General features: G+C 46.3%; 11 protein-coding genes. 3 read left to right on the forward strand and 8 right to left on the reverse strand.

Annotation, left to right across the window (positions count from 1 at the left end; translation table 11 throughout):
- Positions 1-35: 35 nt before the first annotated feature.
- The 5 genes from GVO63_RS12815 to GVO63_RS12835 all read right to left on the reverse strand — a co-directional run bounded on the left by GVO63_RS12815 (position 36) and on the right by GVO63_RS12835 (position 5,538).
- Positions 36-1,292 (reverse strand): sulfite oxidase, encoded by a 1,257-nt coding sequence (locus GVO63_RS12815; RefSeq protein WP_236552139.1) that lies wholly within the window; start codon positions 1,290-1,292, stop codon positions 36-38.
- A 108-nt stretch (positions 1,293-1,400) separates the two neighbouring features.
- On the reverse strand, positions 1,401-2,426 hold the full coding sequence (locus tag GVO63_RS12820; RefSeq protein ID WP_159580364.1) for a YeiH family protein: 1,026 nt from the start codon (positions 2,424-2,426) through the stop codon (positions 1,401-1,403).
- 4 nt (positions 2,427-2,430) lie between these two features.
- Positions 2,431-3,438: a TauD/TfdA family dioxygenase gene (locus tag GVO63_RS12825; protein ID WP_201281912.1), complete on the reverse strand. Its 1,008-nt coding sequence runs from the start codon at positions 3,436-3,438 to the stop codon at positions 2,431-2,433.
- Between the two features lie 9 nt (positions 3,439-3,447).
- On the reverse strand, positions 3,448-4,401 hold the full coding sequence (locus tag GVO63_RS12830) for an aldo/keto reductase (protein WP_159580366.1): 954 nt from the start codon (positions 4,399-4,401) through the stop codon (positions 3,448-3,450).
- Positions 4,402-4,788: 387 nt separating this feature from the next.
- Complete coding sequence (locus GVO63_RS12835) at positions 4,789-5,538, reverse strand: GntR family transcriptional regulator (RefSeq protein ID WP_159494012.1); 750 nt, start codon at positions 5,536-5,538, stop codon at positions 4,789-4,791.
- Positions 5,539-5,636: 98 nt separating this feature from the next.
- Here GVO63_RS12835 and GVO63_RS12840 point away from each other — a divergent pair, with 98 nt between their 5' ends.
- The 3 genes from GVO63_RS12840 (at position 5,637) to GVO63_RS12850 (ending at position 10,402) form a co-directional block, all read left to right on the forward strand.
- Positions 5,637-6,389, forward strand: coding sequence for a sulfite exporter TauE/SafE family protein (locus GVO63_RS12840; RefSeq protein ID WP_159580368.1), 753 nt, complete (start codon positions 5,637-5,639; stop codon positions 6,387-6,389).
- A 202-nt stretch (positions 6,390-6,591) separates the two neighbouring features.
- Positions 6,592-8,658 (forward strand): alpha-xylosidase, encoded by a 2,067-nt coding sequence (locus GVO63_RS12845; RefSeq protein WP_159580370.1) that lies wholly within the window; start codon positions 6,592-6,594, stop codon positions 8,656-8,658.
- Positions 8,659-8,674: 16 nt separating this feature from the next.
- Positions 8,675-10,402: a solute:sodium symporter family transporter gene (locus GVO63_RS12850; protein WP_159580372.1), complete on the forward strand. Its 1,728-nt coding sequence runs from the start codon at positions 8,675-8,677 to the stop codon at positions 10,400-10,402.
- Here GVO63_RS12850 and GVO63_RS12855 read toward each other — a convergent pair.
- The 3 genes from GVO63_RS12855 to GVO63_RS12865 all read right to left on the reverse strand — a co-directional run bounded on the left by GVO63_RS12855 (position 10,399) and on the right by GVO63_RS12865 (position 14,046).
- On the reverse strand, positions 10,399-11,349 hold the full coding sequence (locus GVO63_RS12855) for a cation diffusion facilitator family transporter (RefSeq protein WP_159580374.1): 951 nt from the start codon (positions 11,347-11,349) through the stop codon (positions 10,399-10,401). The genes GVO63_RS12850 and GVO63_RS12855 overlap by 4 nt on opposite strands.
- Positions 11,350-11,480: 131 nt before the next feature.
- The gene (locus GVO63_RS12860) at positions 11,481-12,965 is read right to left on the reverse strand and encodes a tryptophan halogenase family protein (RefSeq protein WP_159580376.1); all 1,485 of its coding nucleotides are present in this window, start codon (positions 12,963-12,965) and stop codon (positions 11,481-11,483) included.
- A gap of 13 nt (positions 12,966-12,978) precedes the next feature.
- A complete protein-coding gene (locus GVO63_RS12865) occupies positions 12,979-14,046 on the reverse strand; it encodes a cupin-like domain-containing protein (protein WP_236552138.1) in 1,068 nt (355 codons plus the stop codon).
- Between the last annotated feature and the right edge of the window lie 5 nt (positions 14,047-14,051).

Raw genomic sequence — 14,051 nt, forward strand, 5'->3', positions numbered from 1 at the left:
CTCGCTGAGTGGGTAATGATCTATGCGGACTGGTATTAAACCACACGCACAGCAATACGGTGGCAGGCATTGTTTAAGTAACCTTTCGGATTCCATCCCGGTAAAACCATAGGCTGTGACTTTCCGTGCTCATCTTCAGCTTTTGCCCATACCTCATAATAGCCTTGCTGGGGAAAGTTAAGAGTCGTACTGAATTGCTGCCACGCATGTCTATTTGCAGGTAAACTCAACTGTGCCACCTGCCAGGTTTGTCCAAAATCAATAGACGTATGCACCTTAGCGACCCTGCCTTCACCACTCCATGCATGACCTCGCACATTTAATGACTTAGATAAAAGGTGGTCGCTACCCGAGCGCGGAAAAGTAATGAGCGACTTTACAGGCATGGCTTCGATAATACACATGTCTTTGTCTTCAACGTCCGCCCCAGGAGCAACGGGTTTGCAGGGAATGCGGTAGGCTTTCCCCAGCATTTTTGCACCGTCATGTACCCGGTCTCGAATCACTATTTTCTTGAGCCACTTACCCGATGTCGACGCAGGCCAGCCACCAAACACCAATCTCAGGGGATAGCCATTCATTAATGGAAGCGGTTCATCATTCATTGCCCATGCAATGAGTGATTCTTCTTCCATCGCTTTTGAAATAGGTACACCACGTGAAATGGCGGCTTTGCCCGGCGTGCGGCTTAAATGCTGATCATCACCATAGTAGCCAATATAAACCGCCGTTTCTTTCACACCGACAGCCTGCAACACATCTTTGAGTCGCACGCCTGTCCAACGTGGACACCCTACCGCTCCTGTTGTCCATTGGTTACCTGTCGCAGCAGGTGAAAACTCTGCGCGGCCATTGCCCCCGCACTCTAGCGTTAGCTGATAGGTGTAATGCTTAAATTGGGTTTTAAGTTCTTCTAGAGTAAACGTCTTCGACTGCGCTGCAGACTCGCCTTCAATGGTAAGTGTCCAGCTATTCGCATCTGGCTCTTGCGGAGGAATGCCATTATTTCTTACGAAAAACCGAGAAGCCGGCGTGACCACATCATCGAGTAAATGTGCAGGGGTCTCTGCGTTTAGGGGTCTGTCGTTGAGTATGATTAAGCCATCTTTGCCCTCTATAGAAAAAGGCGTGTCCGCTTGAGCAAATGCTGCTGGAATAAGACCTGCAGGCATAAATTGTCCGTACACCACTTCAGCGCCCAGCAACAAAGACAGCGATTTTAAACCTTTGATAAAGCCTCGGCGACTAAGCGCATTACTGGTTCTTTTAAAAACCTGCTCATCGGCTTTCACAGGATCTTTGGCATAAAGTTCATGTAGACCGTGTTTTTTCACTTAAACCACCTTATCGGTACCAACGATGTATGTTTAAAAACTGCTGTGGCAAGGCGAAGACTAGCCTTACATAGCATATAGAAAACCAAGAATTAGCAGCGCAATCCATAGGGTTTCTGCAACGATCATGACAATGGGTAGCACACCCACTTCGGCAAGCTTGCCTAAGTTTGATTTCATGCCGATAGCGGTAATGGAAACAACTAAAAAGAAACGAGAAATCTGCGTGCCTGTCTCAATAACAAATTCGGGTAAAACAACAAAGCTATTGAGGAGCATTAGTGCAATGAAACCGATGAGAAACAGAGGCATTTTAGGGACTTCATTACTTTCAGCGCGGTTTTTAGCGTGAAAAAAATGCTTGATGAAAACCATCATAATCAGCACAACCGGCATTAGCATAGCAACGCGAACAATTAGCATAGCAACGCGAACAAGTTTGGTAAGCGTAGCCAAATCGCCAGCACTTTCTGATACCGAGTAACCAGCCCCTACTACCTGTGCCACATCGTGAATGGTGCCGCCCAGAAAGATACCCGCTTCGGTATCTGTCATACCTAATTGGCCTGCTATTATTGGGTAAAGCACCATGGCGATGGTGGACATCGCCGTTACGCCTATCACCGTAAGTAATGTATCTCGCTCATGGTTTTCACCTTTAGGGAGAATGGTAGATATGGCCAGCGCTGCAGAGGCACCACAGATAGCAACGGAGCCACCGGTGAGCGCACCAAAGCGCTTTTGAAGCCCCAGCGCTTTTGCCAACCCTACACCAACAACAATGGTCGTCATTATGGCACCTGCTAGCATTAGCGCTGTTTGCCAACCTAGCACCGCTAAGTCGCCTAACGCAATTCGTAGCCCGAGCAAAACAACGCCTGCCCGCAGCAAGGTACTTGCGGTAAAATCGATACCACAGGCGCATGGCGTATTGTTTTGGTAAAGAAACGATACCGCCATGCCTAATAATAATGCGAACAACATAGCAGGCGCATGGTAATGCTCACTTAAAAACAATGCCGCCATCCCAGTGATAGTGGCAATACCCAGCCCGGGCCATATGTTTTTACATTTTACTGCTATGTCATTCATTGTATTAACGCTCTGAAGCAACCAAAGCAACCAGCACCACACGTTTGCGGTCACCAGAATAAGGGCGACGCCCGTGCATTGCGCGATAGTTATCAACAATCGCGACGTCGCCATCTTGCCATTCTAGGTCGAAGGTAAAGTCCTCCGACAGTTCAGAGATGCGCTCAAGCCCTTCTTTTGGAATAGCGCTACCGTCACCGAATGTGATGGCGGAAGATGGGTTTTCTCGAACCCCTTTCCACCCCATATAGGCAGCAATCAGCTGGTTGTAAAACACTTCAGAACCGTCATCTAGCTCGATGACCGCAGGAAGTACGGGAGTAATAGCTTTTAAGCTACCGTCTTCCAACCATTCCCAGTCATAACCGAGCTCTTTAAGCTTCGCCTCACCCTCGTCGACGGTTTCAACACTTAACGTGCTTTTCCAGCTACGACCCTGACCCGAGCTAATGTCATTAGCCGCAGGCATGGTCGTTGTGTACTTTAAACCCTTTTCTTTAAAATCGCCTGCCAGTTCAGGATTTTCTGCCTTCAATGCTTCAAACAATTTGTCTGAACGACACAGAGGTGTAGCACCGCCTTCATCTGCTGCGGTTTTACAAAAGAAGAAAAGCTTACTGGGAGAAATCGGCGTTTGAGCCATTTCGTGATGCAAAAAAATTTCCACATCTTTGGGCGCTTCGTTAGCGGTAAATACGCGTTCGGTATAGTTGATACGCACCGCGTTAGACAACGACTCTTGATACGTAAAATTAGGATAGCCGAAGCCTGCTGAAAAAACGTCAAAGGTCTCTGCTGAATCAAGGGGGAACCCTCTAAATAGCAGCGCTCCAGATTTGGCTAATTTTGCTTCAAGTTCTGCTTGGTTCGCTTTAACGAAGGCAACCGTTTCCTCTACGGTAGAACAATTTTCGTTGTTCACGACTATTTCAGGAAACACGCCACCGTTGTAATTATGCTGCGTAGGCACACTTGCGTACGCTACCGCAGAGCTGTCATTGACGTTTTTCATAGTTAACTCCTAGTCGTAAATGGGGTAAAAACGATTAAAGGCAGCTTCACAGAAGTGACCCGGATCGTTAAATCGACGATTTATGTTCAATGCAGAAATAGCCTGCATTTCACTTTCACTTAGTGAGAAATCAAAAAGCGATAAGTTTTCTTTCATCCGTTCTACTTTTGACGTTTTCGGGATAATAGCGTTTCCGCGCTGGATGCCCCAACGCAATACAATTTGCGCTGGCGTTTTACCATGCGCTTCTGCCGCCGCTTTCACTACATCCTGTTTAAGCACAGATTCAGTTTGGTCAGCCATTTCAAGCTCTAGGTAGGAAAGCGCACCTAAAGGCGAGAACGCCGTAACACTCAATCCATAGTCTTTTGCTAAGCGAATTAAACGCTCTTGCGTCAGATAAGGGTGAGATTCTATTTGCAGCATTGCCGGCTTAATTCGCGCGTAGCTCATTAGATCGTTTAGCAAGCCTGTGTTGTAGTTACACACACCAATTTGTTTAGCTTTACCCTTATCCGCTAAAGCTTCCATTGCTTCCCACGTTTTGTGAAGCGGCACCGGCGCGAGCTCCATTTTGGGCTCAGCAGCGTCAGGATCGTAAAACCATTCCGGCGGATATCGGGTTTCTATTGGTACGAACTTCTGTGCGATAGGAAAATGAATAAGATACAAGTCTACGTACTCTAGCTGTAAATCAGACAGCGTTTTTTCGAGCGCTAACTCTACATGCTCAGGAGCGTGAAACGTGTTCCAGAGCTTCGATGTTACCCACAAGTCTTCTCTGGTGCATAAGCCTTCATCAATAGCGCGTTTTATACCTTCGCCTACTTCTTTTTCATTACCATAATCTGCAGCACAATCTAAATGTCTATAGCCAGCTTTAATTGCTTGGTAGGTTGTGTCGGCGCAAATCGCAGTATCCACTTTCCAAAAACCAAAACCTACCTCAGGTATTTTATTCATTGTTTCATTCACCTTAGAATTCGTTGCATTAAGCTAATTCGTTTTACTTTACCACTATGCTCTTGTATAACTTCAGCTTCAAACTTTAGTCTTGTATAAGACATAAGTTATTACACGGACATTATGATGTCAACAAAGTGTTAACAGACTAAGTCAAAAGATTGTCGTAAGAATGAATTGGCTGACGTTAATATTCGCTGTAAGCAGGTTAGTCTTACTAATGATTCAACCAAGGTTTAGAAGAGTAAAGCCTCGAAAGAGATAGAGATGAGCATAACGGAAGACTATTCAAATGAGGATTGGGACTGCTAGAGAGCACTGCATTGTCGCCTCGGCGTCCCAATAAACCGGTTTAATAACCTGGCAATAGAGCAAAGGTGCCGTTATTTAGTCAAGCTCAACTTGGTAATGATAATGATCGGTTCGGCATTTACTTTCGCGATATTCTATTAACTTACCATCAATTGATTCGGTAACGCGAGTGACTAAGAGTAACGGCGTTCCCTTTTCAATACCTAAGCTTTTTGCATCACTTTTTGATGCAAGGACGGCTTTGATACTGTCACGTGTTTTAAACACGGTTTGGTTATAGTCGGTTTGATAAAAGTGATACAGAGTATGAGGTATGTCTTCACGCTTTTCGATATGAGGAAAAAACTTAAAGGGCAGAAAAATGGTTTCTAACATACAGAATTCGTTTTCTAGTATGCGTCTGCGTTTCAGCTTTACGGTTTTCTCTTTTACTGTTATCGCCAGTGCTTGCTGAACGGTTTCATTCGGCTCTACAAGCTCTTTGCTTATTAGCTCTGCTTTGGGTAAATCGGCGCCTTTTCCGTCGGCTTGTAATGGAAAGAAACGAAATAAAGCATCTTGAGCGGTATGTTCAGAAACAAATGTACCCACACCTTGTCTGCGGGTTACAATTTTAGTATCTGTTAGCAGCGTCAACGCTTTACGAACGGTTCCTTGGCTCACTTTGAATTCGTCAGCAAGTTTAAACTCGCTGGGCAGCATCTCACCGGGTTGCCATCGACGCTCAACAATGAGTTGCTTAATGTATTCAGCGACCTGTTGATAAAGAGGCTGAAAGGCAAGACTTGGACCGCTGAGTTTGTGATCGAATTGAGATGAAGACATGAACCCTAACCTAAACGCTTAATTTTTGTTTTTATATCATACACAAGAGTTATAGCGCATTTTTGATTTAAATCACATACATCGTAGGAATAACATACATGCCTTTGGACACACTGCTGCCCATGTTCGCGCTTTTAGGCCTTGCGACGCTTCTTCAAACCCTGAGTGGGTTTGGCTTCGGGCTTATGGTGGTGTCCAGCTTTACTCTGTTTGGTATTTTACCGCTCACAGCAACCACATTTATGGTGAGTTTTTTGAGCCTTTTCAACTCTGTGAGTTTAGTGGTAAAAAACACCGAGCAGGTAAACAAACGCGCTTTCACTATCATGCTTCTTAGTGGCATTCCGTTCATGGGCATTGGATATGCGCTATTAGAGTATTTATCCGTTGGCATGGCAACGTGGCTAAACCTTTTGCTCGGATTCGCTATACTCAGTTGCTGTGGCCTTTTGCTTGTAAAAAGAAAACGTGCGCAGCCATCCGGTCGCGCCTATGGTTTCAGTATTGCAGGCGCTTTAGGCGGGTTATTAGGTGGCCTTTTCTCTACGTTCGGTCCTCCCGTCGTGTTTCAATGCTATCGACAAACGTGGCCAATCAATGAAATTAGGATCACGCTTCTCGCTGTGTTCAGCGTGACTTCACTTATACGTCTTGCCATAATTCCATTCGGCACCCTGCCTTCTAACGACGTGATTCTCTGTGCAGTCCTTGCTGTACCCGTCATCCTCGTTTTCACTCGCTTGGGGCGAATAATTGCAGCCCGCGTGCCCGCTGCATCTGTCAGACTGTTAGCCTTAACTATGCTCGCGTTAAGTGGCGCAACGCTTATTGTAAAAAATATCCATTTTTAGCTGGGAGCTTGAAAGGAAACAGCTACCCTTGCTTTCCCACGCTTTGCGAGGAAACTTGCCAGCGCCTTCACAGTGGGCAATGATCTATGCAAATTGATATTAACGCCGCTTTAAATCTTCATAAAATTCTAATTGCCGATTGACACCTAAGTTACATTTCATTAACTTATGTCTTATATAAGACATGAAGGGTAATCTAGGAATGAATAACGCGTTTTGTGTAACAGAACCAGACTGGAACAATATTAAAGCTGCTGACATCACTGAGCAGCCCTTTTTGTCAGACGAAAAAACACTCATCGTCCCTACACAATATGGTGAATTGAATCTAAGCATTAGTCAGTTTGGTTTACGTATTCAAAGCGACGTTAACCAAACTGATAACTTCGGTATGCTTGCTCAAGCACCAGCAAGCCTTACGTTATTGCTTTCGGGTGACAAATCACACAGTACTCTTACCGCTGGCGACTACCGGCTGGAAATTTTTGCGTCCCCCCTCCATTTCAAGCTGTACAAAAATGACATGCTTGTTCAGCAAAGCGCCACTGACGGGCACTTTGTACGTCAGCACCGCTTGCCGCCCTTCGCCAAAACTGATCACGGTTGGCTTATAAGTTTAGAGCTCAGCTACGACGAGGCGGTTTATGGTCTTGGCGAGAAATGGGGCAAGCTTGACAAGCGCGGCCAGCTTATTCGCTCATATAATCACGATGCCTTGGGTGTAAACGCTGAAAAGTCTTACAAAAATACGCCTTACGCATGGAGCCCTGAAGGCTGGAACTTATTTGTGCATACACCCGCTCCTGTCACTCATGGTGTCGGCTATGCGCTCTGGTCACAGCGAGCGTATGTATGCTTGGTTGAAGACGGTTTACTCGACCTGTTTTTATTCCACCAAGACTCGCCAGCTAAAAGCCTTAAAACCTACAGCGAACTTACCGGCTTTGCCCCAATACCACCAACATGGAGCTTAGGTGTCATTCTATCTAAAGCGTATTACAAAGACGCTGATGAGCTTCTTGCGGTTGCTAGGGAAGTGCGCGAAAAGAATATGCCTTGCGATGTCATTACCCTTGATGGACGTGCATGGCAAGATACGGATACACGATTCGCTTTTGAGTGGGACCCTAAGCGCTACGCCGACCCGCAGCCTGTTATTGATGAACTGAAAGCGTTAGGGTTTAAGATCTGCGTGTGGGAATATCCCATGATTTCGGTGAACAACCCCCTTTACAAACAAGCCGCTGAAAAAGGCTGGCTAATAAAGGATAAACGCACTGGGGAAGCTTATCGCTATGAATGGGACTTAAGCCCCTTCGGTGAAGTACTCACACCACTGCCAGATTCAGGTATTTTAGACTTTACTAACCCAGACGCTTACGAGTTTTGGAAAACCTCACATAAACCTTTGTTTGACCTTGGTGTAGACATGATCAAGGCTGACTTTGGCGAACAGCTAGAGGACGACAATATGCTGTCTTATAGCGGTGATTCAGGTAATCGGCTACACAATGTTTACAGTATGCTATACAACCGCTGTGTCTATGAAGCTGCAGTAGCCTACTGTAAAACCGGCCCTTTTCTATTCAGCCGTTCTGCTTGGACGGGAAGTCAGCGTTATCCATCGCAGTGGGGCGGCGACCCCCAAGCCGATTGGCACGGGCTAGCAGCAAGTATTCGTGGCAGTTTGTCTTGGGGCATGTCAGGCGGCCCGTTCTTTGCCACCGACATTGGTGGTTTTTACAAAGATACCCGAGATGCAGAGCTATACGTAAGATGGGCGCAGGCGTCAGTGTTTAGTGCCCATATGCGATTGCACGGAATTGGGCCTCGTGAGCCTTGGTCATACGGCGATGCTGCTTCTGATGCAGTATTTGAGGCACTGAGGCTAAGATATAAGCTTATTCCTTACTTGAAAGAAACCGCAGAAAAGGCATCACAAACCGGTCTTCCGGTGCAGCGCGCCATGGCGTTAGCATTCCCTAACGAGCCACTATCCCATAACTTCGAACAGCAGTTTATGTGTGGCGATGACTTACTCGTTATTCCTTGTGTCGTACCTGGGGGCAAGATTAAGTACTACTTGCCCAAAGGCGAATGGGTGCGCTTTGGTACTGATGAAATCGTCAAGGGGGAGCAGTATAAGGAAGAAATACTCACGCTGCACGACGTCGCTGTGTTTATCCGAAAAGGCAGACGCATCGTGCTAGGCCCTGATGTTCAACATACCGATATGGACATGTCTAACACAACGCATTGGCCAGCATAGCGCGAAGGAGCAGTTCATGGATATCACCCTTACCCTGTTGTCATGCTTGGCATTTATGGCACTGGTTGCCGTTATTTCTTACATGAAAACAAAAGGGGAAGTTAACACGCAAGACGGTTACTTTCTTGCTGGAAGAGGGCTAACCGGCACTTTTATTGCTGGCTCCATGATCCTTACCAACCTCTCTGCAGAGCAGCTTATTGGCTTAAATGGCTCTGCGTTCGGCTACAATTTAAGTGCGATGGCGTGGGAGGTCACGGCCGGTATTTCTACCATTATCATGGCGTTAATTTTCCTTCCTAGATATCTTGCTGGCGCTTTTTCGACACTGCCTGAATTCTTGCGTGACCGCTTCGACGACAGCGTGCGCAGAATGACGGTGGTGCTGTTTATGGTGGGCTATTCACTCATTACAATTCCGTCGGTGCTTTACTCTGGCTCTATCGCCGTGCTGAGGCTTTTTGATGTACCTGCGCTTTTCAACGTAAGCTATGAAATGGGGTTGGTACTCACCATTGTTATCGTTGGCACGATTGGGGCACTTTATGCCATATTCGGTGGCTTAAAAGCCGTCGCTGTTTCAGATACCATTAACGGTGTAGGGCTTTTAATTGTGGGATTACTGGTTCCTATTCTTGGCTTAGTTGCGCTAGGAGACGGCAGCTTTAGTGAGGGCCTTTCTACTATTGCCACAACGGAAACCGAAAAACTTAATGCGATAGGTGGAGCGGATGACCCTGTGCCCTTTGGCACTATTTTTACGGGCATGATTTTAGCTAATCTGTTCTACTGGGGTACCAACCAATACGTAATCCAACGCACTCTTGGGGCGAAAAATCTGGTTGAGGGCCAAAAAGGGGTGTTGTTTTCAGGCTACTTCAAAGTGCTCGTGCCCTTTATGATGATGCTACCTGGTGTCATTGCTTATCATCTATATCAGGACGAAAATCTGCAAACTATCGATCTTGCCTATCCCCATTTAGTCAAAGATGTGCTGCCGCAGTACTTGTCAGGGTTCTTTTTAGCAGTATTACTGGGCGCGGTGTTTAGCTCTTTTAACTCACTTCTTAATAGTGCTGCGACCCTGTTTTGTTTGGATGTTTATAAACCCTTCAAGAAAAATAACGTGACTGATGAAAAACTTATTCGCGTCGCCAAAATCACCAGTATTGTTATTGCCGTACTTTCTTTTATCACTGCGCCGCTATTGATGTTTGCTCCTGAAGGGTTGTGGCAAATCATTCGTATATTTACGGGCTTCTACAATATTCCTGTCATTACTATCGTACTTGTTGGTTTGTTTACAAAACGCGTGCCCGCGCTAGCCGCGAAGGTCGCTATCATTTTCCATGTGATTGCTTACGGGTTATTGAAGTTTGTGTGGGAAGTGGATATTAATTTTATTCATATCTATGCCATTTTGTTCGCCATCGAACTGGCAATAATGTTGACCATAGGCAAGCTGTACCCGATGGCAACCCCGTGGCAATTCACGCCGAAAGCCGCAGTCAATATGACGCCATGGCGCTATGCTATTCCCTGCGCCATCATACTCGTTGGCCTTATCACCACACTCTATCTTATGTTCTCTCCGATAGGGTTTGTTGGTGGTCTTAGTAACGCCTTTTTACCTGCTCTCGTTGGCCTTTGGGCGACCTGTTTTGTCGCCATTGGCGTCAGTGTAAAGTGGTGGCGAATAAGATACGAGAGAGGCCTACATCGCCTAACTTCGCAGCCCGCTTAAAGCTCCTCGTGCTCTTGTTTATGGGAATGAGCGTGTAAATGGTCATTCTCATCGCGGCAAGGCTCTCCTGGCAATTCAAACTCTATCGTAGTATGCGCAAGTCCATACGGCGCTAAGCTCGTATGGACGTCTTCTTTGAGTAATCTAAGTTTGTCATTGTCTATCGCGCAGTTTATTACCACATGTGCAGTGAGCACGTGCTGCTCGCCGTCGAGCGACCAAAAATGCACGTGATGAACTTCCTCAACATGCGGCATAGACAATAGCGCGTCGCTAATTGCATTCCTTGTAGCCAAATCAGGTACGCCCTGCAAGAACAGGGTCATGGTTTGGACTATGTATCGCACCACGTTAATGAGAATAAAAAGCGTAAAACCAATCGACAAAATTGGGTCAAGAATAGGCCATTCAACAAAATGAAGAACGATAGCAACAACCAGTACGGCGACCCACCCCATTGCGTCTTCAATCAGGTGCCAGTTAAGTACCTTTTCATTCATTGAGTGACCGCCGTGAAGTTTATAAGCGGCGACGCCATTCACAATAATGCCAAGTATCGCCAGCCCAATCATCCCCTCGGTAACCGGCATTTCTGGGTTAAATAATCGGGGGATGGCCTCAGACAATATCCATACAGACCCTACAACAAGGATCACGCCATTTACCATCGCCCCCATCAAGCTCAATCGCTTGAAACCGTAAGTGTATTTTTCCGTTGACGCCTTGTGCCCGAGCTTGCTCAAATACCATGCTAGGCCTATTGAAAGTGAGTCACCTAAATCATGCACCGCGTCTGCCATAATGGCGACGCTATTCGTTAGCCACCCGCCAATAAATTCAATAATAGTGAATATAAAATTGAGCCAAAATGCCCATCCGATGCGCTTGGAGTCTTCGTTACTCGCCGAAGGGGCACAATGGTGGTGCCCGTGATGATGGTGGTGCATGTTAGTGTCCGATGCGATTTATACCTACTATATCATACCAATTCGTTTCATCTTCTTTTTGACACTCTTGGGATAGATGGGTGTAGCTTAGCGTGCCCATTGCACGCCAAGCTAAACGTTCTCTTTGATGCTTACCCGCAGAACCGAGTAATGTAGTCTTGGTGTGGAGGCAACTTAGCAACGGTTTTTTCAATGCCTTGCTTGATACCATTTAATAGGGTTTCCAACTCTTGTCGGCTCATTGTATCGACAATTGGGTGGTAACTTTGGGGTGTTAACCCTTGTCCAATCATGACTTGCTGCCAAGAATCATCGAATAGTTCACTGCCTTCTCTAAACACTCGCCCTGTTTTCTTGAATAAATCAATACGATGCCGCAAAGAGGCTGGAATATCCATTTGACGACAGTGACGCCAAAACGGTGAATCCGTCCTGTTGGTCACATGATAGTGAAGGATGATGAAATCTCGGATGTGCTCTATGTCAAAGTCAGCTTGACGGTTAAACTCATCAATGTCCTCTTGCACAATTCCTGCCGTTGGAAACATGCGAAGAAAGCGCACTATACCCTGCTGAATAAGGTGAATACTTGTAGACTCCAAAGGCTCTAGGAAGCCACTGGCCAGCCCTAGTGCTAGACAGTTTCGGTTCCACTGCTTGCGACGCCTTCCCGTTCTAAAATGAATAACTTTAGGATTATTGAGTGGTTTGCCTTCAACGTTATTCAGTAGTTTCTCAATGACTTCATCATCAGAAAAATAATTGCTGCAAAACACCATGCCATTGCCAACACGGTTTTGAAGAGGAATTCTCCATTGCCAGCCCGCTTCATGTGCAATACAACGCGTATAAGGGATAGGGTCGCCTACCGACTCTGTCTGGACGGCAACGGCGCTATCACAAGGTAACCAATGTGACCAATCTTCATAGCCTGTATGGAGTGCTTTTTCTATCAACAAGCCTTTGAAGCCTGTGCAATCAATGAAGAAATCACCTTCAACCACTTCACCAGAGGCTAACGTTAATGACGTTATAAAACCGTCCTGCTCTCTTGTTGTGACTTCTTTTATTGTAGAGTCAATACGACGCAGCCCTTCTTTCTCTGCCAAATTTCGTAAAAATGCAGCATAGCGGGTAGCGTCAATGTGGTAGGCGTAATTCAAGCCGTTGTTAGGTAAGTGTGCAAATTTATTCGCCTCTGCTGCTTTTCTTTCTAGGCAGTAATCGCCAAAATCTGTCGCGATACCTTCTTTTAGGCCTCGCATCCAAAAATGCTGAAAACCCGCCGCCCAGCAGTCTTTCCCCGTTACACCAAAAGCATGTAAGTAAGCATGTTCCAACTCTTTCCAATTTTCAAAGTTAATGCCTAACTTAAATGTTGCATTGGTCTGAGCCATAAACTCTTGCTCATTAATTTTGAGCAGCTTATGAAAAAAGACAAGCGTTGGGATCGTCGCCTCGCCTACCCCCACAGTGCCAATCTCAGAGCTTTCAATTAGCGTAACATCAACTTCTTTACCTAATAGCCGCGTGAATGCGGCTGCAGCCATCCAGCCGGCGGTGCCTCCACCCGCAATGACCAGTCGCTGCTTTTTCTTCGTCTGCGTTGATACCATGTTTACCTCTAATTTAATGCTTTAAATTGTTAACTAGCCATGCTTTGAACTGGCGTACGGTATTTTCATCTAATTCGCCCAGCGGCCCTTGCTTTGACAAAGGAATATGATTAAAGCGAGCGCCGTCGCTATCAAAAACATAAAAATCAAAGAGAGCTCGCCATGCTTCCCGCTGTGGTTCGGGTAACTGCTTTAGCGTCAGCAAAGCGTGATAAAGGACATTTTCAGAGCGGCCAATGTAAGCAGGGACATCCCGCCACCAGTAGTTAATCAGTAAGTTGATTGACTCGGTACCTTCAATGTGATGCCACCACATTGAAGGTATATACAGGGCATCACCCGGCAGTAGCTCTACCACTAAGGCATGCTCAATCGCCCTTTCAAATCGTGGATATTGCTTCAAGTCTGGTTCACTAAAATCGACCATGCTAATCGCCTGACCAGCTGGGGTAAAATGAAGCGGCCCAACATAAAGGTTTTTTGTCTGTGATGGAGGAAACAAGGTTACCCTTCGCTTACCTGACGCGACACAAATCAAGTTATCGGGTGCGTCATAATGCGCCGCGATTCGACTTTTGTTACCTATCCACAGCGTTCCCAATGGATTTAACGATGCCAACGCTATTTTGTTTGTTTCTAGCAAGCCGGGCAGACAGGTATCAACCGTTGTGGAACCCACATAAAGCGTATCAGCCATGGCATCATGCTGCTGCGACAATAGGGCGGCGAGGGCATTTTTAAACGGCATTTTAGCTCGCGTGAAATTGAAGCCGTTCATATCGTCGTTATAAAACATGCGGCCATCAGCGGAAGCGGGTAAACGAATCGCATCGACAACCGCGCCTCTATCGTACTTGAGAAGGTATTCGCACAAAGACTCGTTGCCCATTCTGGCCGCCTGAACGAGCGGCCACTCAGAAACCAGCTGTTTAATAACAAGGGGTTGGTCACGTTGGGTAAGACATGCAACAAGCCCATCATAGGCGCACGCCATTTCCGACAATGTAACTGTTTCTGGTGAAGGGCAGTGACGCTGCCACATTTTATCCATGGTCAAACACGACTTTTTTGTATCTGTCACGGCTA

It is taken from the genome of Alteromonas sp. KUL106, assembly GCF_009811415.1.
Classification (GTDB): Bacteria; Pseudomonadota; Gammaproteobacteria; order Enterobacterales; family Alteromonadaceae; genus Alteromonas.

What these genes read in the sequence shown, in the direction of transcription:
- GVO63_RS12820 (WP_159580364.1), bottom strand. Translation starts at nt 2,426, where the DNA reads ATGAATGACATAGCAGTAAAATGTAAAAACATATGGCCCGGGCTGGGT.
- GVO63_RS12825 (WP_201281912.1), bottom strand. Translation starts at nt 3,438, where the DNA reads ATGAAAAACGTCAATGACAGCTCTGCGGTAGCGTACGCAAGTGTGCCT.
- GVO63_RS12830 (WP_159580366.1), bottom strand. Translation starts at nt 4,401, where the DNA reads ATGAATAAAATACCTGAGGTAGGTTTTGGTTTTTGGAAAGTGGATACT.
- GVO63_RS12835 (WP_159494012.1), bottom strand. Translation starts at nt 5,538, where the DNA reads ATGTCTTCATCTCAATTCGATCACAAACTCAGCGGTCCAAGTCTTGCC.
- GVO63_RS12840 (WP_159580368.1), top strand. Translation starts at nt 5,637, where the DNA reads ATGCCTTTGGACACACTGCTGCCCATGTTCGCGCTTTTAGGCCTTGCG.
- GVO63_RS12845 (WP_159580370.1), top strand. Translation starts at nt 6,592, where the DNA reads ATGAATAACGCGTTTTGTGTAACAGAACCAGACTGGAACAATATTAAA.
- GVO63_RS12850 (WP_159580372.1), top strand. Translation starts at nt 8,675, where the DNA reads ATGGATATCACCCTTACCCTGTTGTCATGCTTGGCATTTATGGCACTG.
- GVO63_RS12855 (WP_159580374.1), bottom strand. Translation starts at nt 11,349, where the DNA reads ATGCACCACCATCATCACGGGCACCACCATTGTGCCCCTTCGGCGAGT.
- GVO63_RS12860 (WP_159580376.1), bottom strand. Translation starts at nt 12,965, where the DNA reads ATGGTATCAACGCAGACGAAGAAAAAGCAGCGACTGGTCATTGCGGGT.